The sequence below is a fragment of the Micromonospora sp. NPDC049679 genome, assembly GCF_040659735.1.
Taxonomy (GTDB): Bacteria; Actinomycetota; Actinomycetes; order Mycobacteriales; family Micromonosporaceae; genus Micromonospora_I.
Window position 1 is genome coordinate 1 of sequence record NZ_JBFANZ010000057.1, and the last position, 21,339, is coordinate 21,339.

Genomic DNA, 21,339 nt, shown 5'->3' on the forward strand with positions numbered 1-21,339 from the left:
GGCAGTACGTGAACGCCTCGGAGTTCCCCGGCCGCATCGGGACCGGCGCCCCGCTGCGCCGGCTCTCGGCCGAATCGACGCTGCGCAGCGCGGGAGGCGTGTAGACCGGAACGGCGACGGTATCCACCTCGATCGCGGCCCGGGTGTGCTCGCCGGTGGCCGCGGCCCGCACCCCGGCACCCACCGGAACGCGCTCCTCAGCCTCGTCGTTCGGGGACGTTTCCCCGGCCGGCCGCTCGCCTGCCGGCTCATCGGCGGCCGCGTCACCGCGGCCGAGCTGGTGCTCGAAGCCGGCCTCGGCGACCAGGTGCGGCGGCACCAGGACGATGGCGGTGATGCCGCCGTAGGGCGACTGACGCAGCACCACCCGGATGCCGTGCGAGGCCGCGATGCGGGCGACCACGAACATGCCCAGCCGGGGACTGTCGCCGAGCGCGAGCACGTTGAACTCGGGCGGGTCGGAGAGCCAGCCGTTCGCTGCGGCCAGGTCGGTGTCGTTCATGCCGAGACCCCGGTCGTCGACCTCGATCGCGAAGCCGTGCGGCACCATCTGCCCGGAGACCTGGACGGTGGTGTGCGGGGGCGAGAACGCGGTGGCGTTGTCGATCAACTCGGCGACCAGGTGGATGACGTCGGAGACGACCGCGCCGTCCAACAGCACCACGGGGATCGGCAGCACCCGGACCCGCTCGTATTGCTCGGCCTCGGAGGCGGCGCCGCGCAGCACATCCTGCATCCGCACCGGCTGGCCCCAGTTACGCCCGGCCCTGCCGCCACCGAGGATGACGAGATTCTCGGCGTAGCGACGCATCCGGGTGGCGAGGTGGTCGACGCGGAAGAGGTCCGCCAGCTCCTCCGGATCGACCGTCTTGCGCTCCATCACGTCGAGCAGGCCGAGCTGCTGCTTCACCAGGCTCTGGCTGCGGCGGGCGATGTTGAGGAAGACGTTGCGGATGCCGGCGCGCAGTTGGGCCTGCTCGACGGCGGTTGTGATCGCGGTGCGACGCACGGAGTTGAACGCGTCGCCCACGGCGCCGATCTCGTCGGCGCGGCCGGTCAGCACCGGGGCCTCCACGTCGACGTCGACCTCCTCGCCGTTGCGGAGCCGGTCGACCACGGCGGGCAGTTGCGTGTCGGCCAGGGTGTGCGCGGTGGCGCTGAGGTCGCGCAGGCGGTTGGCGAGTCGCCGGGCGATGCGCACCGAGACCCTCAGCGTGGCGACGACCGCGATCAGCCCGATCAGAGCGGCGACCAGGATGCGGGCGAAGATCACGTACGCCGGCGCCTTGGCATGCTCCTCGACGAAGACGGCCAGGGCGAGCTGGAAGTCGGAGAGCTGGGCCAACGCCGTCGTGTTGTCGTCGCGCCAGCGGGCGGCGTTGACCGGGATCCGCCCCTTGCCGCCGGTCGCGATGGCGGCGTCCTCCATCCCGGCGAGCGAGACGTAGGGGTCCTTGGTGAAGAAGGCATCCATCTCGCGCCGGTACTGATCCGTCATCTGGACGTACGCCTCGTGGTATTCCGCCCGCATCACCCCGACGGCCTGCACGAACTGCACGTACGTGTCGTCGGTGAAGCCGCGTGCGGCGATCGCGCCCGCCAGCACGGCGTCGGCGCGGGCCCGCAGCTCGCGCGCGTGCGCCAGCCGCTGCAACGCCTGCCCTTCCGCGGAAACCTGATCGTCGGGGAAGGTCGCCACGGAGGCGTAGAGCGGGGTGATCGGATCGACGAGGTCGGTGAAGGCGGCCATCAGCTTGCGTCCGTCGACGCTTCGGCCATCCACATCGGACCGCAGCGGTGCCAGGTTGTCCAGCGCCGCGAGCTGGGCCCGCGCCAGCCCCATGACCCGCTCGGGGGTGATGCTCTGGACGTCGTCACTGGCCAGCGCCGATCGCCAGGCCGCGATCTTCTGGTCCACGACGGTGCGCGAGCGGATCAGGTTGGTCCGGTTCTCCACGGACGGATCGGCCAGGAAGACCATGGACTCACGACGCTCGCCCTGGACGGCGCCGAGGATCTCCTCGGCGGGCGCGGCGAACTCGGTGATGAGCCGACCCTGGTTAAAGAGCCGGTAGCCGTCACCCACCGTGAGATAGGTGGCGAACCCCCAGAGCGCGATCAACGAGATCAAGGGGATCATGACCAGAGTCAGCAACTGACTACGGATGGGACGAACCCGAGAGGCCATCAGATACTCGTCTCCGCGCCGGTGGAGGGGGAAGCACACCCAGTCAGAACGCGCCAAAGATCGCGCAATCGACCGTCATGGTACAGAGCGACCAGATCACTGTGTATCCCTACCGGCCGACCGGATCAGAGCATCATGCCGCCCCCGTGCGCTCGGTATCCACAAAGGAAACAGGCGGTGATTTCCGGTCGAAAACGATGCGTTTTTTCGCGCAAACAGCGCGCCCGCGCCACCCCCGACGCGGGCCGCGCGAGCGCCACGCGCAGCCGGGTCGGCGTCCGATCGACGCCGACCCGATGCCGAGCGGTGCGCTCGCTCAGCCGAGCTGCCAGACGTAGGTGCGGGCATCCGCCGTCGTGGCGACCGGAGCCGTCGCGGCACCGGCGAAGAGCGCGTCGACCCGGGCGGCCTCGGCGGCGGTCGGGTACGCGTTGCGACAGGAGACCGGCGCGCTGCTGCCCGACATCAGGTCCGAGCAGAGGCCCGTGCGCCTGTCGGGGAGTCCGAGGATGTGACCGAGCTCGTGGGTGGCGATCCGGGTGCGGTCGTACCCCTGGTTCACCGCCTGCCAGCCCATCCAGACCCGTCCGGCGCCCAGGCCGGTCACCTGCGCCCGCGGCCAGCCGTTGTCGACGTAGATGGTGACGCTCGCGGGCGTACCCGCCTGCAGGCGGACGTTACGCACGCTGCTGTTCCAGATCTGCGCGGCCTGATGGAAGTTGGTCGCGAACTCACCGGCGCGGCTGGCGTCGTAGTAGACGGTCCGGGCCGCGACCGTGACATCGGCGGAGGCGGCACCGGTCGTGACCGCCTGGACGCCGAGCACCGACAGCACGACGGCCAGGACACCCAGCGCGCCACGGAAGGCACCTCGTCTGAGCATGACGGACTCCTTACGGAAGCAAGAACGAGGGCGTCGCCACGCCCTCAATTGATGCCCGTTAATTTAACGGCGCCGATTTGATCGCGCCGCATACCAGTTGCCCCATACCGGACGGCCTCGACGCGATCCACCTCGCGCGGGAGGGAGCCAGCGACATGCTGGAGGCACTGCGCGAACTGGGCGTCGAGCAGCAGGGCGGAACCGGGGTCGAACAGGTCGACGTGTCGCTGTCGGCCACGGCCCGCCGGCACACCGCCCGGGTGAGCCACCCGATCGACACGCTCGTGCTCGGTGACGCGGCGCGTCCTGCCGCGATCCGCGGGATCAGCGCGCAGGGACGGGGGCCGGCGCGCCCGTGCTGGCCAGGCCGGCCATCGCGCGGGTGGACCAGCCGACGGCGGCCAGGAAGCTGCGGGTTAGCCGGTCCGGGTCGAGGCCGGTGGCGATGATCGGGCCCGCGTCGCCGCCCTCGTACGCGCGGATGATCTGCAGGACCAGCCCCAGTGGTCCGGTGCCCTCGACCAGGGCGCGGGACGTCTCCGTGGCGAGCGGAAGCTGCTCCACCAGGCGCGCCGCCGGCGTGCCCAGCAGGTCCGCCACCCGGTCCAGCAGGCCGACCGTGAACGCCTGGTCCGCCGGCTGCCCCATCTGCTCGGCCACCAGCTGGCACATCCGCGCCCGCGTCACTGCCTGGGCGATCTGCACCTCGTCGGCATCGAACAGGTCACTGAGCGCCATCAACGACACCCACTGCCGGACCTGCGCGATGCCCAGCATCATGACCGCCTCGTGCACCGAGGAGACCTTGTACCGGATTCCCACGCCGACCGAGTTGGTCACCTGCAGCAGTCGCAGTGACAGCGCCGGATCACGCGTCACCATCGAGACCACCTCGGTGATCTCCACATCCGGTCGCAGCAGCGTGGCCATCAGCTGCACGCGCCCCAACCGGGACGGCGACAGCGTCTGGACGGAGAGCACCTGCGGACGACCGAGCAGATAGCCCTGGACCAACTCGCAGCCGAGGCTCTTCGCGAAGATCAGGTCGTCGTCGGTCTCCACCTTCTCGGCGAGCAGCCGCACCTTCGGGTACGCCCGGCACTGCCGCGCGATTTCACGCAGCGTCGCCCGGTCGGTGGCCATCAGGTCGAGCTTGACGTACGTGGCCAGGTCGAGGAGCCGCTCGTGCCCCGAGCCCCAGACGAAGTCGTCGAGCGCGATCTCGTAGCCCCGCTCCACCAGCGCGGCGATACCGGCGATGACCTCGTCGTCGACGTCCATCATCTCGAGCACCTCGAGCACCACCTGCCCCGGCCCGAACGGCAGGGGCAGCTCCCCGACGAGGAAACCGCGGGTGGTGTTGATGAAGCACAGCTTCTCGCCGACCAGTTCGGAGACGCCGAACTCGGTGAACGCCCGCACGATCACCTGACCGGTCGCGTACGACCCGTTCTGATCGGCAACGAGCGCCAAGCCACTGCGGAACAGAAGCTCGTACCCGATCAGCTCGCGGTCCATGTTCCAGATGGGCTGCCGGCCGACGTGAACCAGCTGCGTGGTGGGAGGCTCAGATGCAGACGTCACGTCCCCGTCATCGGCCATCTGCCCCCGATGCTGAGCTTTCGCCGATGCCGATGACGCGGGAATCTCGAATCGCCGCCGACGCCCGCGCTGTCAAGATCGCGCCGCTTCCCCGAAGTAGTGGTATCAGGACGCGGGGAAGCCGCTGTATCCCTGAAGGAGCGTCCTCTTCGGGGGCGGCGGGGCGGGGCCGCGGGGTCGCGCGGGAAGGGGGCGGGGTCAGGGGTGCGAGGGGTCGACGTGGGCGACCACGCGGTCGCGGCCGAGCTCCTTGGCGGTATAGAGGTACTGATCGGCCCGGCGGAACAGCGACGAGTAGTCGTCGCCCGGGCGCATCTCGGTCACTCCCGCGCTCGTGGTGACCGTCAGGCCCGGACAGAGCGCCGACCAGTCGTGGGCCGCGACGGCGCGCCGGACCTGCTCGCACCGCTCCTGGGCGGCGATGCCGTCCATCGGCAGGATCAGCAGGAACTCTTCCCCACCGAGCCGCACGGCGTGCCCGTCCGGGGCCGTCAACTCCTGGAAGATCGCCGCGACGGCGCAGAGCACCTGGTCGCCGACGCCATGCGAGAAGCGATCGTTGATCTGCTTGAAGTGGTCCAGGTCGAGAATCGCCACGCTGACGGGCCCCCGCGTGAGCGGCGACATCTCCAGCAGCGGGCCCAGGTATTCGTCGCACTTGCGCCGGTTCCACAGGCCGGTCAGCGGATCACACTCGGCCAGAATCTGGAATTCCCGGCTGCGGCGGCGCGCCTCTTCGATGTCGAACACCGCCTGCACCACCGACGCCGCCGCCTCGCTCTGCCGCGAACGCAGCTGCGTCCACTCACTGTGGAAAGCGACCATGTGCCCGTACGCCGATTTGTAGTCGCCGGTGAGCGCATAGCAGGTCGCCAGCTCGTGCAGCGCCCGCGCACCCATCTCCGCGATGCGGCTGCGCACGCACATGTCGCGACATGACGTCAGGCTTTCGATGGCGGCGGAGAGGTCGCCGTTGCGCCGCTGGATCTCGGCGAGCGTCAGCAGGCAGCTCGGTATCGCGTCGGACTCGGTGTCGGCGGCGAAGCCCTCGAGCGCGCTCCGGATGACGGTGGTGGCCTGGTCGGCGTCGCCCGACTCGAGCAGGATCCGGGCGAGCGTGTCCGCGCGCGACGCGTTCAGCGGCTCGCCGCTCTCCTCCGCGACCCGCCGCATCCGCTCGACCAGCTCGACCGCTTCGGCCAGCTCGCCGCGCTCGTAGTGCACCCACGCCCAGTTGTTGAGGTTGGCGAGGATGAGGCTCGGGCAGGCCAACTCCTCGGCCAGCCGCTGCGCGTAGCGGAACCATTCGAACGAACTGGCCCGGAGCCGGTAACCGTTCACCTGCGCCGCGAACCCGAGCGCGTGCTCGGCACGCACGCAGAGCGGATCGTCGTCGGTGAGCAGCCGCATCGCCTGCTCGGCGTGGTTGGCCGATTCGCCGGTCTCGCCCAGCCGCCACAAGGCACTCGCGATCACCGCGTGGGCGCGCGCGGCGACGAGGTCATCGGTGGTCGACTCCAGCAGGTGCTGCGCCATCCGCGCGCCGTCCTCCGCGCGGCGCGTGCGGCTGTACATATCGGCGCGGGTGAGCTCCGCGAGCACGACGTAGCGTTCGTTTCCCGCCGCCGCTGCGGCGGCGGCGAGCTGGTCGACCCGCTCGGACAGGCCGTCGTGATGCGTGTAGAGGGCCGCGATCAGCTCTGTCAGCTCAGCTTCGAACTCCGCTTCGTCCGCGGGCGCGAGCAGAGCCGGCGCGTCCGCACGCCCGCTCACGGTACGTCTGCCCCGCAGACCTCGCGGGTTTCCGTCGCTCTGGTCATCGGTCACCCCATGTCCTGCATCCTGCGCACGCTAATGGTGTACGGATCGGCGCTACCGGCCCCGAATTGAGGGATTCCGCGCCGGGACTCCCGGCGGGGAGCTTCGCGATCGCCGCGGCGCGGGCCGGCAGACTGCGCCGTCAGGCCAGCGTGGTGCGCCACCGCCGAGGGAAAGCGGGCGCACGACTCTCGATCTCAGCGTCTGAACCAGACTACCGTGGGCTCACTCGTGATCCGCGAGAGGAGCGGGCGTGACCGAAGGGTTTTGGTGCGGCCGGAAAAGTGTGGCGGCCGCCGGGAGCCCCGGCAGCCGCCACAGCGAACGGTCAGCGGGCGACGGTCACTGCGTGTCCGTCACGGTGAGGGTGATCGGCACCGCCGCGCCCAGCCAGAGCTGGGTCAGGATGTAGCGGGTACCGCTCGGGAGGGTGCCCCCCCGCACAGCATGACCGGCGCCTGAGCCGCGCCGCTCCCGTCGCCGCGGTGACCGCCGATCAAGGACTTACGCGCCGATCAAGGACGTCTTCACACGGTCAGAGATCAACGCGTGCGAATACGTCCTTGATCAACGGGGTTGATCTCAGGGATCGTCGCGCCCGCTCAGTGTGCTCAGGCGAGGGCGAGCCGGGCGGCGACCGGGCGCACCAACAGTTGCCCGGGAACGCCCCACCTGCCGGCGTCGAGGACCGCGATCACATGCCGGGGCGGGCAGCGGCGCGCCAGCACGCCGATGGAGAGCACCACGGCGAAGAGCGCGTTGCCCCAGACCGGTACCAGGCCGAGGGCGAGACCGTACACGGTCCACAACGAAGCGCTGGCGATCGCGAGGACGTACGCGGCGGGCGACAGCCCATCGAGCGACGCACCGGAGAACGCGAGGCGCAGCTGCGGCACCTGCCGGACGATCGACACGGCGGCAGCCGCGATTCCGACGGCGGCCGCGCCCCCGGCCACGAACATGATCCCGATCGCGACGGCCCAGACCGCCGCCGCCCAGAGCGACCGGGTCAGCGGAACGGCGGTCCGGCGGACGACCAGGACCACGATCGCGATCGCGCTCGCCACGGCCGGCACGTTGGCCACGATCTGGGTCACGTCGGCGAGCGCCAGAGCGTAGGTCAGCCAGGTCGCCGTCGAGAGCACCCCCAGCACCACGGAGGCGAAGGAGACCCCGTCGGCGTGCGACGCGCGCATCAGCAGGAGGAGTTGGGGAAGGGTTCCGATGATTCCGATGACGGCGGCGACGAGTCCAAGAGCAGCAAGGGGCACGTATAGCTCCATCGGCTCCCGGGCCAGAGGGGTAACGGATCTTTGCGAACGCATCGTGCGAGCCCGATCACACGGCGTGATGCAGGTCAATTCGATGGTGCGCCACGCCATATCCGTCGAACCGAAAGCCCGGCATCTTCGCGGCGGCGGTGACCCCTCGCGCGTCGCTAAACCCCGTAGACGTCGTCCGGGGCGCCTTCGCGCGCGCCGTCGATGAAGCCGCGGAATCCCGGGTCGCCGTAGTCGGCCGGCACCCGTCCGACGCCTTCGCCGGTCGCCTCCGCGATGCCGTCGACCAGCGGCCCGAAGTCGACCTCGCCGCCGGCGAGCTCGCCCGTCTCGGCCGACTCCCCCAGCTCCAGCAGTCGCTGCAGGTCGTCCGGGGAGGTATCCCGGTCCGTCGCCCAGGCCAGCCCGATGTCGTAGGACTCGTCGTACAGCCCGCGTTGAAGATCGCTCCAACTGCTGTCGTAGTTCTTCACGCTGCGCTCCCTTCGCCGGCCGGCCCAACCTGAGCATGGGACAGGCCGGGCACAGCCATGCCAGGAATCGCGGAACCAGTGGACGCGGCCGACAACTTCGTCAATACCCCTGCCGGACACGGAATGCGGTGGTAGATCCCGCCCGCCGGGCGTCGTGAAGCCGAGCCCGCCGGTGACGCGCACGATGCATTCTGATTCTTGAATGAGTTTCATACCCGCCGATCTACCGTCGGCTCCGCAGCGCGACGACCGGGAGGCGATCATGCGGCGAAGGCGATTGACCAGCCTACCGTCCATTGCGGTCGGTAGCGCGCTCGTCACGCACGTCACGGGCGACCAGGTGCAGGTGTCGACGCCGCCGGACGGGCGGCAGGGAGCCGCCGTGGTGCGCGAGCGCGCCGGCGTGGGATACCGGATCGGCGTCGTGGACGGGCACACCCACGTCGTGCGGGCGTACGCGCTGCGGTGAGCGCCACCGGGTCGGAGCCGGTGATCCCGGCTCCGACCCCGTCCACGCGCGGTAGGCTCCGCCGATGTCGACCGCCCCGGCAGCCGGCCATCTGTCGCCGGCGGCGCTGCGTCCGCTCTACGCCGCGGGCTTCGTCACCGCCTTCGGCGCGCACAGCATCGCCGCCAGCCTCGGCGCCCTCACCACGGAGCAGCACGCCTCGCTGCTCGCGCTCGGCCTGCTGCCGCCCTCGGCGGCCCGCTACTCGTCGGCGCCCTCGCCGCGATGACCACGCTCAGCGCCGGCCTGGGTGGGCTCGCAGCCTTGCTCGCCGTCGCGACGGTGGCGATGGCCGCGACGCGCGGCACCACCCTGCCCGGCATTCGCACTTCCCGGCATCGACGTTTCCCGCCGCTGAGGCCCTTCCGACCGAGTCGCGGGATTGCCGCGCGGGTCCGTGGGTACCCCCTGCCGTGGTTCTTGCCTTCGGGCCGCCGCTCGCGCCGATGCTCGCCCGGCTGGTCCGCGAGTTGCCGCGCGACGGCCTCTGCTACGAGCCGAAGTGGGACGGCTTCCGCTGCCTGGTCTTCCGCGATGGCGATGACGTCGAGCTGCGCAGCCGGCACGACCGGCCGCTCGGGCGCTACTTCCCGGAGGTACGGGCGGCGCTCCGGCGACTGCCCGCGCCGTCCTGCGTTCTCGACGGCGAGCTGCTGGTCACCCGCGACGGACGGCACGACTTCGCCGCCCTGCTCGAACGCGTGCACCCGGCCGCGAGCCGGGTCGCCCGGCTCGCCGCCGAGACCCCCGCCTACTACGTGGCCTTCGACCTGCTCGCGCTCGGCGCGGACGATCTCCGTGCCGAGCCGTACCAGCGGCGCCGTGCCGCGCTCGTCACGATGCTGGAGCCCGTGGACAACGCCGCGCGGCTGGACAACGCCGCGCCGGTGACCCTTACCCCCTCGGTGGAGGCGACGGGGGTCGCGCAGGAGTGGCTCGGTGGCGGGCTCGGCGCCGGCTTCGACGGGGTGATGGCGAAGCCCACCGACTCCGTGTACGAACCGGGAAAACGAGGCTGGTGGAAGGTGAAACCCGACCGGACCGCCGACTGCGTGGTGGCTGGCGCCCGGGTCAGCGGCCGGGCGCCCGACCGTCCAGCCGCGGTCAGTTCCCTGCTGCTCGGCCTCTACGACAATGCGGGCGCACTGCGGCACGTCGGCGTCTCGGCCGCGTTCCGGCGCGAGCAGCGGGAGGCGATGCTGCCGGTCCTGCTCGCCCACGCCGTCGAGCTGAACGCCCATCCGTGGCGCGCCGGGTACGCGCTGGAGGGCGGTTCGACCGGCCGCCTCGCCGGCTCGGCCGGGCGGTGGACCCCGGAGATGCCGCTGGACTGGATTCCGCTCCGGCCGGAGCTGGTCTGCGAGGTGGCGTACGACCGACCCGACGGGTGGCGGTTCCGGCACCCGGCGCGGTTCCGCCGCTGGCGCCCGGACCGGGTGCCGGAGAGCTGCCGGATCGACCAGCTCACCGAGACGGTCGCGGCCGGACCGCCCGACGGCGGGCAGCGGTGATGCCGTGGACGACGAGCTGACCGTCTCCGTCGGGGACCGACGGCTGCGGGTCTCCAGCCTGGACCGGGTGCTCTATCCGGACGTCGGGTTCAGCAAGGCCGAGCTGATCGACTACTACACGGCCGTCGCCGACCTGGTCCTGCCACACGTACGGGGCCACCCGATCACCCTGCACCGCTACCCGAGCGGAGTCGGCGGCCCGCACTTCTACCAGACCCGCTGTCCGCCGCACCCGGGCTGGGTACGCACCGCGACGATGCACTTCCCGAAAACCGGCAAGACGTTCGAGGCGCCCGTCCTCGACGACGTGGCGGCGCTGGTCTGGGCGGCGAACCTCGCCACCATCGAACTGCATCCCTTCCTCGGCCACGCCGACCGGATCCGGCACCCCACGCAGCTCGTCTTCGATCTCGATCCCGGCGACCCGGCCGGCTTTCCGCAGGCCTGTGCGGTGGCGATCGACGTCCGGGCGATGCTCGCGGACGTGGGGCTGCGGGGGTGGCCGAAGACGTCGGGCTTGAAAGGGCTGCACCTGCACGTGCCGCTGGACGGGTCGGCGACGTACGCGGACACGAAGCCGTTCGCCCGCGCCGTCGCCGCGACGCTCTCCCGCGCGCAGCCGGACCGGGTCGTCGACCGGATGACCCGCGCACTGCGGGCCGGCAAGGTCTTCATCGACTGGAGCCAGAACGACCCCGGCAAGTCGACCGTCGCGCCCTACTCGCTGCGCGGCGGGCCGGCCCCGACCGTGGCCACCCCGATCACCTGGGACGAGGTCGCCCGGGCGGCCGGCGACGGGACGAACCCGGTGTACGGCCCGGAGCAGGTCCGGCGCCGGCTGGACGAGCACGGTGACCTGCTCGCTCCCCTGCTCACCACCGCTCAGCGGCTGCCGGGTAGCCCGTCCTGACTACCACTCCTCGATGCGCGCCCGGCTGTCGCCGTGCATCGCGGTGAGTGACGCGTTACTCCCCCGTACCCAGATCCGGTCGACGCGGATTCCCTCCCAGTCCTTCGGCATGGTGATCGGGCGTTTGCACCAGGCGGCCGGGTCGCCGCTGTGCAGCCGGAGGCCGGTCAGGCCGTAGAGAAGGCTGGACAGGAACCCGCCCAGGTTGGCGGTGAAGGGAACGGGACGGGGCTTGTCGGGGAAGATGACCGGACTGAACTCGGTCGTCATGGCGAAGGGCTCGATGACGAACTGCGCATACCCCTTCTCGAAGAGCTCGGCCGCCCGCTCACGGTCGCCGAGCCGCGCGGCGTACACGCCGAGCAGCGCGGAGAGCATCGGCGCCCCGACGTACCGGTCGGCGGAGCCCAGGTGGTACTCCAGCGTGCGGCGCTCCGTCTCGGGGTCGACCTCGAAGTCCAGCGGGAAGAGCGCCGCGGCGCCCTCGGGCGTCTCGCCCTTGTCCTCTTTCGGGTCGTGGGTGTCGTGGTTGCGGATGATCTTGGTGTCCGGATCGATCGGCAGCACGATCGCGGCGGCCATCTTGTCCCAGTTCTCCGCGACCAGCTTGCCCAGCGCCCGACCGAGCGCCGACGTCTCACGCAGGGTCCGCACGGCGGCGATGTTGACGAATGCGCTGTTGTCCACGGTGGACTTGGTCTCCGCGATCCCGTTCACACCGCGCATCTCGCAACCACGCGGGGTGCGCTCGACACGGCTGTCGAGCCATCGGCACACCGAGGACATCACCGGCCAGGCGTGGTCGCCGGCGAACAACTGATCGCCGGTGGCGTGCACGTAGCGGGCGAAGGCGAGCGCGACATCCATGCTGACGTGCTCCTCGGTGAAGGAGTGCGACGTCTCCACCGGCGCCGACTCGTGGCCGTGCCGCGGGCTGCTCTCCCAGGGAAACTGGGCCCCGCTGTAGCCGCGCGCCTCGGCGTTGGCGGCGGCGCCGGAGAGTCGCGAGGAGCGGTATTGCAACAGGGCGCGGGCCGCGTCGGGGTCGGTGAGGATCAGGGGCGGCACGCAGAACGCCTCGATGTCCCACATGACGTGTCCGCGGTAGTAGTGGTAGTCGGGCCAGAACGACAGTCCGAACATGTGTGTGCTGGCCGGCACCGACCGGTGCACCGAGCAGTGCAGGTAGAAGAAGGCCGCGTCGGCCAGCCGCTGCCAGCGTTCGGGGGCGCCCACCAACTGCACCCGGCTCTGCCACAGGTCCGCCCAGGCGGCGTGGTTGTCGGCGCGCAGCGCCTCACACCCGCGCGAGAACGCGGCGGTCAGCAGCCGGGCCGCCTGGTGTTGCGGCCGGCTGTGCCAGACGTCGGGCACCAGGCTCGCGTAATGCTGCAGGCAGTAGGCGTGCCCCGCCTCGGCGCGGAAAACGTACGACGTGGACGTCGCCCCGTCCGCCGTCGAGTTGAACCTCCGGTACACCCGGTCCGTGCCGAGCAACTCGGTGCCGTAGGCGATCCCCAACGACCCCATGTCGCCGGAGCTCTTCCAGTGCAGCAGGCAGTCGAGCGGACCGGCAGCGCCCGTCAGACACATCGGCGGTTCGGCCCAACGCCCGGAGACGCCGTCCCGGTCCACCCCGGCGGTGATCTCCAGGTCGCAGTCGCGGTCCACCCGGATCGACGCCTTCTGCACGGCGACGCTGGGGCGGTTTCGGCTGCAGAACGTGACGAGGGAGAGCTCGGCGCGCGCTCCGTCGCCGTCGAAGTCGAAGCGCGTGTGCAGCTCCCCTGACGCGAAATCGATGCGCTGCTCCCGAAACACGATCCGGTCGGGGCACTGGGTGAGCACGGTCCGGTTGATGCGCAGGTCGCCGGCGAGCGGGTAGGGCGCCCGACCGTAGGCCTCCAGCCCGGTCTCCTCGTCCATCTTGACGAATCCGTTGACGGTCGCGACCCCGCCGAGCGGCGGGATCGGACAGATCCGCAGGCCGATGACGCCATTGGAGACGTACGCCGGGGGGTATTCGGGCTTCCACTCCCGGGCCGGCTCCGGGCTGATTGGCTCACTCATGGCGCTTGCACCGTCCACTCCTGCTCGTCGATGGTCAGCTGCCGCTCGTCGACGCCGCCGTCGCGGTGAACCCGGATCTGCACCGCGCGGCCCGGCGGCGAGAAGCCGCCGTCGTGCCGCGCGGTCAGCGTCCCGTCGCGGTACGTGTACCGCGTCATCGACCACTGGCCCCGTTCGTGGGCCCGGGTCACGCCGTCATCCTCGTACAGCACGCCCTCGGCGGCGCCGTCGTCGTCGGGATACACCTCGATCGAAAGCGGGTCCAGGGGGCCCTGCTCCGTCCATTGCATGACGGGGCCGAGCGGAAGCACCGTTCCGCCGCGGACGTAGACGGGCGCGTCGCCGTCCAGGGGCGCGTCCGCGATCAACCGCCCCGGGCCGCGCTGCACGGCCCCGGAATGCAGGTCGTACCACCGGCCGGCGGGCAGGTAGACCTCCCGCCACGTCCGACCGGGACGGAGCACCGGTGCCAGAAGCAGGTCACGACCGAGCAGCCCCTGGTCGTCCCGCACCCGCGCCGCCGGGTCGTCGGCGTAGTGGTACAGCAACGGACGCAACACCGGCGCGCCGGTGCGGGCGGCCTCCGCGAAGACGGTGTAGAGGTACGGCAGCAGCCGGTAGCGCAGCTCCAGCGCGCGCCGGCACACCCCCTCGATCTCCGGCCCCCACACCCAGGGCTCCTGCGGTGCGCACGGCTTCGAGCAGTTGTTGCGGGCCAACGGGTAGAAGGCGCCGAGCTGGTACCAGCGGGCCAGCAGCTCGGGCCCGCAGTCGGCGAAGAAGCCCCCGATGTCGGCGCCGGCGAAGGGGACCCCCGACAAACCCAGGTTCTGCAGCTGCGGTAGCGACATCTCCAGGTGTTCCCAGTAGCTGGCGTTGTCCCCCGCCCAGGTCGCCGAGTGGCGCTGCATCCCGGCGAAGCCCGCCCGGGAGAGGAGAAGATGCCGTTCATCCGCGAGCACCCGGCGCAGCGCCGTGCCGATCCCAGCGTTCTCCAGGTAGCCGTACACGTTGTGCACCTCGGCGTGGGTGGTCCGCTCCTCCGGGGGACCGTGCGGCGTGTCGAGCGGCGGATCCATCCGTCGGGCCTGCGGATCCTCCGGGAGCCGGTCCCGCATCGACGGCTCGTTCATGTCGTTGACCAGCACGCGCACGCCGGTCGCGAGCGACTCCTCGTACCACCGGCCCCACCACTGACGGACCTCCTCGCGGGCGAAGTCGGGGAACGCGCAGAGGCCGGGCCAGACATGGCGCAGCATCAGGCCGTCGCCCTCGGTCAGGAAGTAGCCCAACTCCGCTCCCTCGGTGAAGACCGGATAGCCCCCTTCCGGCTGGTACTTCACGCCGACGTTCAACACCTTCGCCGTACGGAAGCCCAGCTGCGAGAGCTCCCGGACCAGCCCGGCGGGGTCCGGAAACCGCTCCCGGTCCCAGGTGAACACCCGGTAACCCTCCTGGTGTTCGACGTCGATGTAGATGACGTCCGTTGGTATGCCGTCGGCGCGGAGCCGTTGGGCGACCTCACGGATCTGCTCCGCGGTGGAATAGCCCCAGCGGGAGTGGTGGTGACCGAGCGCCCAGCGCGGCGGCAGAACCATCCGGCCGGTCAGCAGCGTGTACCGCTCCACGACCTCCGCGGGGGTGGGACCGGCGATCACGTACTGGTCCAGCTCGCCACCGCAGACGTGGATGACCTGCCGTTCATGCAGCTCGTCAGTGAGGTCGAAGACGCTGCGGAAGGTGTTGTTGAGGAACAGGCCGTAGCAGCGACCGCCCGGGTCCATCGAGAGATAGAACGGGATGGCCTGGTAGAGCTCGTTGGTGCCCGGACCCTGTTCCTCGAACCGGTCGGTGCACCAGAACTCGAACATCCGGCCCCGCTTGTCCAGCAGCCCGGTGCGGTTGCCGAAACCGAAGTAGTGCTCGCCGCGCGGCATCCGCCGGGTCCACATGGCGGTCCCGTCGTGCTTCCAGCTCGGACCACCCTCCGGGCCGTCCTGCATCAGCACCCGACCGCTCGGCCGCTCCACGACGCTGACCCGCGCGCCGGCCGGCTCGGCCCGGACGGTCAACAGGTCCGAGCTGATCTCCACGGCACCGTCCTCCGACTGCACGGTGACGTGCGGCGGATCGAGCTCCTCGTCCGGCGGCACGGGCGACCACGACCGGCGCGCGGCGAAGGCGCCGGTCGGCGCGAGCCGGATCCGCGCGATCCCCGGATGCACCAGGGTGATCGACAGCGTCGGCCCGCCGTAGTCGACCAGAACGCTGGATCCCAGTTTCCGGTAGCCGCGCAGATCGCCAGGCCGTTCGCTCATTCGCTCATTTGCCAACCGTGAGTCGTCGCTGGCCCGGTGGCTTCCCCGACTCGTGCCGTCGAAACCCGCGCACCGCGACACATCTGGCGACCACTGCCGCCGCATCGGGACGCCGAAGCGGGCGGGTCCGCTCCCCGGCGGTCCGTCCGCGCACGCCGACAACCGGGTTGCAACCGCATTCAGTCCGGCCGGCACCGCGATTCCCAGGTTGGCTCCGCACGCTGGCGTGGTCCGCGTCGCACCAGCTGAGGAGTCTCATGCGCAAGCGCTACCTGCTCGTCCTGACCGTGGCCGGGGGCCTCGCGCTCGCCGGCGCCGTGGCGGCGCCCGCGTCGGCGGCACACGCCACGACCAAGGCGGGCGTGTCCGCGAAGTGGCGTCCCGCCCCGCCGCCGCCGAAGCGGTCGTTCACCCTGGACGGCACCGTCGGCGCCGTGGACGCGACCGCGTCGACCATCACCGTCAACCACGGCGCCAGCACCACGATCTCCGTCAACAGCGCCGCGGCGGTCGTCATCAATCGTGCGGCCGCCACCCTGTCGGCCACGCCGACCGGCGCCCGGGTACGGGTCTCCGGCACCGTGACCAACGGCAAGTGGAACGCCACCAGGATCGACGTCACCACCCGGTGGAGCTTCGGCGTCGACGGCACCGTCACCGCCGTCGACCCGGACGCGTCCACGATCACCGTCAACCGGGGCAGCAGCACCGTGACCGTTCCCGTGGACGGCGCGGCCGTGGTGACCATCGACCACGCCGCGTCGACGCTCGCCGCGGTGCCCGCCGGCGCCCGCGTACGCGTCCGCGGCACGGTGACCAACAGCGTCGAGAACGCCACCACGCTCGATGTCACCACCCGGTGGAGCTTCGGCGTCGACGGCACCGTCACCGCCGTCGACCCGGACGCGTCCACGATCACCGTCAACCGGGGCAGCAGCACCGTGACCGTTCCCGTGGACGGCGCGGCCGTGGTGACCATCGACCACGCCGCGTCGACGCTCTCCGCCGTGCAGACCGGTGGCCGCGTCCGGATCTCCGGCATCGTCACCAACGGTATCCAGAACGCCACCAGGATCGACGTCACCACCCGGTGGAGCTTCGGCGTCGACGGCACCGTCACCGCGGTGGACACCACCGCCTCGACGATCACTGTCAACTGCGGCGGCCGCAACGTCGTCGTGCCCGTCGACAGCGCCGCCCGGGTCACCCTGAACCGCGCGACCACGACCCTGTCGGCGCTGCCCACCGGCGCCCGGGTCACCGTGCGCGGCACCGTGACCAACGGCGTCCAGAACGCGACCAGGGTCGAGGCGACCACGCCGCCGGTGAAGAAGTCGCGTTACCACCGATAGTCCGATCGCCGGGCGATAGCGCCGACGACCGGGAGCGGTGGACCCCCGCATCAACGCGGGCAGGTCCACCGCTCCCGCGTCTGCGTCGGCGAGCAGCCGCCGGCGCGCGATGATCGGCGTGGTGCGCGCCTCGTCCCGCCGGGCAGCGCGAAAACCGGGCGCTGACCCGTCAATCCCGACGCGGCGGCGCGGGATCCCGCAGCAGCGCCACGCACGGAAGGACGGCGAGCACCACGACGCCGGCGGCCAGAAAGCCGGCCTGATGGTGCCGCTGGTAGATCGGCAGCCAGAACAGTGGCGCCATCGCGCTGCCGGTGAAGCGCAGCGCCGAGGCGACCGACACCCCTCCCCCGCGGTTGCTCGGCACCGCGTCCAGCGTCAGTCGTTGCAGCGCCACGGTGAGCAGCGATGCGGTGGCCCCGGCGGCGGTCCACAGCAGGACAAGCTCGATCCGGGTGTCGACCAGGCCGACGGCGGCCACCAGCGGAGCGACGGCGAGGGCGCCGAGGGCAGCCGCGCGGCGGGCGCCGATCCGGCCGGCCACGCCACCCCAGATCGGGCCCAGCACGATCCCGGCGAGGCCGAAACCGACGATGAGCCCACCGGCCTGCGCCGGACCGGCGCCGAGCCGGTCGTGGGCGTAGAGCGCGACGAGGAACGGCAACCCGTTGCTGCCGGCGAACGAGGCGAAGGCCGCGACGGAGAGCAGCGCCAGCCGGCGGGAGAGCAGCGACCGTAACCGGGGAGGAGCGGCCCGCTGCGCGCCGCCGGGCGGCGGCAGGAACGCGAGGAGCGCGGCGAGGACGGCGACCACGACAAAGGCCAGCCGCCAGGAAACCTCACCGAAGAGGCCACCGACGAGCGGCGCGAGCGACAGACCGGCGGCCTGCCACGAGGCGAACGTGCCGATCGCCCGCGACAGCCGCTCCGCCGGCACGAGTTCGACGAGCCCGGCGATCAGCAAGGGGGTGGTGAACGCGTTGGCCGCACCCTGCAGGGCCCGCCCCGCCAGCAGCAGCCCGAGCGACGGGACGATCGCGCAGAACAGCGTCGCCGCCGCGTACGCGAGGTAGGCCGCGCGGACCGTGTTGCGTCGACCCCAGCGCTCGCCGAGCGTGCCGGAGACGAGTTGCACGGCGGCGAAGACCACGAGGTAGACGGTGAGCGACGCGGCTACCCCGCTGCGGGTGGTGTGCAACGAGGTGGCCATGTCGGGCAGCAGCGGCGCGACCATCCCGCCACCGAGGGGCCCGAGCGCTCCCCCGACGTATGCCGCGAGCGCGGTCAGCCCGCCTCCGCGGCGTTGCGTGCCAGCCACGACAACCCTCCCCCGCCGACGGATGACCGGCGGGCGAATCGCCCGACCGACACCCACCGTATCGGGGCATTCCGGGCTCGATCCCGCGGGTCGCGACCGTGTCTCACGTGCCGGTCAGCCTGCTGAAGGTCATGCCGGGCGATATGGGTTCTGTTCTGTGGGACGGCGCTTACGCGACAACCGTGCCGACAAGTGGGGCTGACACGCTTACCAAGGCAACCCTAACTAAGCTGATCGTTCACCACCGGGCCGCGACCGCACCCGGCGCCCGCACACCGCCAGGGAGACCACCCGTGCTCACCTCCGACGCCCGCGTCGCCACCGATCGCGCCAGCCGCTACCTCGCCCAGCTCTGCAAGCATTTCGCGCACAAGGCGCACACCGAGTGGGACGATGTCCGTGGTTTCGCCGACTTCGGCTGGGGACGCTGCACACTGACCGCCACCCCCGACGCGCTGCTCCTGCACGCCGAGGCGCCCGACCCCGAAGGCCTCGGACGGGTCGAGTACGTCGTGGGCGACCACGCGAGCCGCTTCGGCGCCCGCGACAACCTCACGGTCGACTGGGCGCGCCCGGCTCAGCCCGCCCGCTGACCGGACGACATGGCGCGCCGGCCGTTCACACCGCGCGATCGGCGCCCGGCAGGACAGCGGCCGCCCCGGCGGCGTGGACACCGGCGTCCACCTCGGCGCCCGCCAGACCCGACGCGGTCCTGTAGGTGAGGCCGCCCGACTGCTTCGCCCGGTACATCGCGGCGTCCGCGCCGTTGAGCATCTCGTCCGCGGTGGCGCCGGGCTCGTTGACGTTCACGCCGACGCTGGCGCCGATCCGCACGAGCCCGCCCCGCAGGTCGAACGGCTCCCGCAGCGCCTCGACGATGCGTCCCGCCACCCCGGTCGCCTCGTCGACGGCGCGGATGCCGTCCATCAGGACGACGAACTCATCACCACCGACCCGGGCCAGCAGGTCGCCGGAGCGCAGGCAGTCGCTGATCCGTCGACCGACCTGTTGCAGCAACTCGTCGCCGGCCTCATGGCCCAGGCTGTCGTTGACCGCCTTGAACCGGTCGAGGTCCACGAAGAGCGCCGCGACCATGATGGAGCTGCCACGGTCGGGGGCGAGCGCACCGGAGAGTCGCTCGTTGAGGAGCCGCCGGTTGGGCAGCCCGGTGAGGGAGTCGTGCAGCGCCTGGAAGCCCAGTTGTTCCTGCAACTGCCTGCTGTCGCAGACGTCGCGCGCGTTGATGACGACGCCGGCGATCGCGGGGTTGTGGGTCAGGTTGGTGACGTTCATGTCGACCCAGTGATAGCCGCCGTCGTGGTGCAGCGCCCGGCACTGCAGCCGCTCGACCGTGCCGGGACGGGCCACCAACCGGGCGAACACATGCTGGGCCATGACCCGGTCGTCGGGGTGCAGCATCTCCGAGGCCCGCTTCCCGATGCGGGCGTGCTGCGGAAAACCCAGGACGGCGGAGACGCTGGGACTGTCGTAGATGATCCGACCGGTGCGGTCGAGCACGCTGATGCTGTCGCTCGAGTGCTGCACGAGTGCCCGGAACCGCTCCTCGGTGCGACGGCGTGCCGCCGCCGCCCGGACGTCGACGATCACGAGGCTGACGGCCGCGACCAGGATCAGCCCGAGGAGCGCGAGGTTCGTGCGGGTGTTCCGCTTGCGGACCGTGCCGTAGAAGTCGTCGACGGAGTCGGTCCAGTAGTAGCCCCAATCACCGGGCAGCCCGCCGACCACGAGCGCGATCATCTCCCGCCCGTTCGACTCGTACTCGACGAAGGAGGGGACTGCGTGCGGTTCGCGCAGCACATCCAGTACGCCCGGGGCGATCGCGGTGCCGAGCAGCCCGTCGTCGCTGGTCGCGGCCACCAGGCCACGGGCGTCCACGAGTCCGTGGGCGCTCGATTCGCCCGGCCGAGCCTCCATGCTCTCCTGCAGCGTGCTGTCGCGGAGCCGGGCGTAGCCGAGCAGCATCCCGCGCAGGGATCCATCGCCGAGAATCGGCACGCCTACGGCGATCATGGAGGCGCCACGGACGGTCATCACACCCGAGAAGAGCACCGAGCGTCCATTCGGTCCCTTCAGCAGCGGCGCGTAGCCCGGGTCCTCCGGCTCGGGCAGCCCGGGGGCCTTCGAGACGGAGAACAGGGTGCCTCCGGCCGGATCGGTGATCGCGGCGCCGTGCTGGAAGAACACCGATCGCGCCACGAACTGCGCGAGCAACGACCGGTCCAGACTCTCGAGGGTCCGCAACTCGGCGCGGTGCTCGGTGGTGAATTCGGTCAGTTCCCGGGCCGACAGGGTGAGGTATCTGCTGGCCAGGGTGGCGTTGTTGCGACCCAGGGTCAGCGTGTCCGCGCGGTGCACCTCTTCGGCCGCGCGCAGCGCGGCGTCGTTCATCTGCCACCCGATCGCCCCCATGGCAAGCAGCAGAACAACGCTCACCACCGCGGTGAGCCATCTCGGGAGCCGCATTTTCACCTCGCCCTTGGTCCTCCGCCCCATAATCGGGCGGTTGGGGGAAGAACTGAGCGTTACGGCAGGACGTCGATCTTGACCGGAGCGTCGACGAACCGCCGCGCACCCATGATGACCCGTGCGCGGCGGGTGACGGCAACCACTCCCCGGGGACGAGGTGACACAGGCGTGAGGATCCATTCCGTCGGCCCCCACGCGCTTCTGGTCGAGGTCGGCTCGACCGAGGAGGTCGAGGCGCTCCACGCCGAGCTGCTGCGTCGGCGCGCCGCCGGGACCCTGCCGCCGGTGGACGAGATCGTGCCCGCCGCCACCACCGTCCTGCTCGACGGGCTCGCCGCCACCACCGCGCTCGCCGACGAACTGCCCGGCTGGCCGATCCCACCCGTGACCCGCGGTGACGGGCCGCTGGTCGAGTTGCCGGTGCGCTACGACGGCGAAGACCTGGCCGAGGTGGCCGCGCGGTGGGGGGTGACGACGACCGAGGTCGGCGCGATCCACAGCGGATTCGAATACCGGGTGGCCTTCATGCGACACGTTCGGTCACCCCGCCAACGGCGGCACGTCGTCCACCCCGAGATCCATCCGGATGCGCAGGTGGTGCACGCGGTGACGCCACCGGTG

Annotated in this window: 16 protein-coding genes and 1 pseudogene; 7 read left to right on the top strand and 10 right to left on the bottom strand. The window is 71.2% G+C overall.

Annotated elements, in window-relative coordinates:
- The 6 genes and pseudogenes from AB0J06_RS24660 to AB0J06_RS24685 all read right to left on the bottom strand — a co-directional run.
- Positions 1-2,140 (bottom strand): nitrate- and nitrite sensing domain-containing protein (locus AB0J06_RS24660; protein WP_357431766.1); only part of this gene is annotated, 2,140 nt, incomplete at its 3' end.
- Positions 2,141-2,564: 424 nt separating this feature from the next.
- Positions 2,565-3,071: pseudogene (locus AB0J06_RS24665) on the bottom strand (snapalysin family zinc-dependent metalloprotease); the annotation flags it as partial.
- A 324-nt stretch (positions 3,072-3,395) separates the two neighbouring features.
- A complete protein-coding gene (locus AB0J06_RS24670; protein ID WP_357431768.1) occupies positions 3,396-4,655 on the bottom strand; it encodes an HDOD domain-containing protein in 1,260 nt (419 codons plus the stop codon).
- A gap of 216 nt (positions 4,656-4,871) precedes the next feature.
- Positions 4,872-6,446, bottom strand: coding sequence for a diguanylate cyclase (locus tag AB0J06_RS24675; protein WP_357431770.1), 1,575 nt, complete (start codon positions 6,444-6,446; stop codon positions 4,872-4,874).
- Positions 6,447-7,102: 656 nt separating this feature from the next.
- Positions 7,103-7,762 (bottom strand): PQ-loop domain-containing transporter, encoded by a 660-nt coding sequence (locus tag AB0J06_RS24680; protein WP_357431772.1) that lies wholly within the window; start codon positions 7,760-7,762, stop codon positions 7,103-7,105.
- 167 nt (positions 7,763-7,929) lie between these two features.
- Complete coding sequence (locus tag AB0J06_RS24685; RefSeq protein WP_357431774.1) at positions 7,930-8,244, bottom strand: hypothetical protein; 315 nt, start codon at positions 8,242-8,244, stop codon at positions 7,930-7,932.
- Between the two features lie 202 nt (positions 8,245-8,446).
- On the opposite strand from AB0J06_RS24685, the gene AB0J06_RS24690 reads away from it, so the two are divergent.
- The 4 genes from AB0J06_RS24690 to ligD all read left to right on the top strand — a co-directional run bounded on the left by AB0J06_RS24690 (position 8,447) and on the right by ligD (position 11,173).
- Positions 8,447-8,713: a hypothetical protein gene (locus AB0J06_RS24690; protein WP_357431776.1), complete on the top strand. Its 267-nt coding sequence runs from the start codon at positions 8,447-8,449 to the stop codon at positions 8,711-8,713.
- A 64-nt stretch (positions 8,714-8,777) separates the two neighbouring features.
- On the top strand, positions 8,778-8,981 hold the full coding sequence (locus tag AB0J06_RS24695; RefSeq protein WP_357431778.1) for a hypothetical protein: 204 nt from the start codon (positions 8,778-8,780) through the stop codon (positions 8,979-8,981).
- Between the two features lie 184 nt (positions 8,982-9,165).
- Entirely contained in the window at positions 9,166-10,263 is a 1,098-nt protein-coding gene (locus AB0J06_RS24700; protein ID WP_357431780.1) for an ATP-dependent DNA ligase, read from the top strand.
- A gap of 4 nt (positions 10,264-10,267) precedes the next feature.
- Complete coding sequence (ligD, locus tag AB0J06_RS24705) at positions 10,268-11,173, top strand: non-homologous end-joining DNA ligase (protein WP_357431782.1); 906 nt, start codon at positions 10,268-10,270, stop codon at positions 11,171-11,173.
- On the opposite strand, the gene AB0J06_RS24710 is transcribed toward ligD, so the two are convergent.
- Together AB0J06_RS24710 and AB0J06_RS24715 are read right to left on the bottom strand one after the other, a co-directional pair.
- Positions 11,174-13,243, bottom strand: a complete 2,070-nt coding sequence (locus AB0J06_RS24710; protein ID WP_357431784.1) for a hypothetical protein — start codon at positions 13,241-13,243, stop codon at positions 11,174-11,176.
- Positions 13,240-15,561: a TIM-barrel domain-containing protein gene (locus AB0J06_RS24715; protein WP_357431786.1), complete on the bottom strand. Its 2,322-nt coding sequence runs from the start codon at positions 15,559-15,561 to the stop codon at positions 13,240-13,242. The genes AB0J06_RS24710 and AB0J06_RS24715 overlap by 4 nt, the downstream gene beginning before the upstream one ends.
- Before the next feature lie 257 nt (positions 15,562-15,818).
- Here AB0J06_RS24715 and AB0J06_RS24720 point away from each other — a divergent pair, with 257 nt between their 5' ends.
- Entirely contained in the window at positions 15,819-16,913 is a 1,095-nt protein-coding gene (locus AB0J06_RS24720) for a hypothetical protein (RefSeq protein ID WP_357431788.1), read from the top strand.
- Between the two features lie 169 nt (positions 16,914-17,082).
- On the opposite strand, the gene AB0J06_RS24725 is transcribed toward AB0J06_RS24720, so the two are convergent.
- A complete protein-coding gene (locus AB0J06_RS24725; RefSeq protein WP_357431790.1) occupies positions 17,083-18,231 on the bottom strand; it encodes an MFS transporter in 1,149 nt (382 codons plus the stop codon).
- A gap of 293 nt (positions 18,232-18,524) precedes the next feature.
- On the opposite strand from AB0J06_RS24725, the gene AB0J06_RS24730 reads away from it, so the two are divergent.
- A complete protein-coding gene (locus AB0J06_RS24730) occupies positions 18,525-18,824 on the top strand; it encodes a DUF2218 domain-containing protein (RefSeq protein ID WP_357431792.1) in 300 nt (99 codons plus the stop codon).
- A gap of 25 nt (positions 18,825-18,849) precedes the next feature.
- Here the strand turns inward: AB0J06_RS24730 and AB0J06_RS24735 are convergent, their stop codons facing one another.
- Positions 18,850-20,715, bottom strand: a complete 1,866-nt coding sequence (locus tag AB0J06_RS24735; protein WP_357431794.1) for a sensor domain-containing diguanylate cyclase — start codon at positions 20,713-20,715, stop codon at positions 18,850-18,852.
- 171 nt (positions 20,716-20,886) lie between these two features.
- Between AB0J06_RS24735 and AB0J06_RS24740 the strand changes: the two genes are divergently transcribed.
- Positions 20,887-21,339, top strand: a 453-nt coding sequence (locus tag AB0J06_RS24740) for a carboxyltransferase domain-containing protein (protein ID WP_357431796.1), incomplete at its 3' end; no start/stop codon positions are given.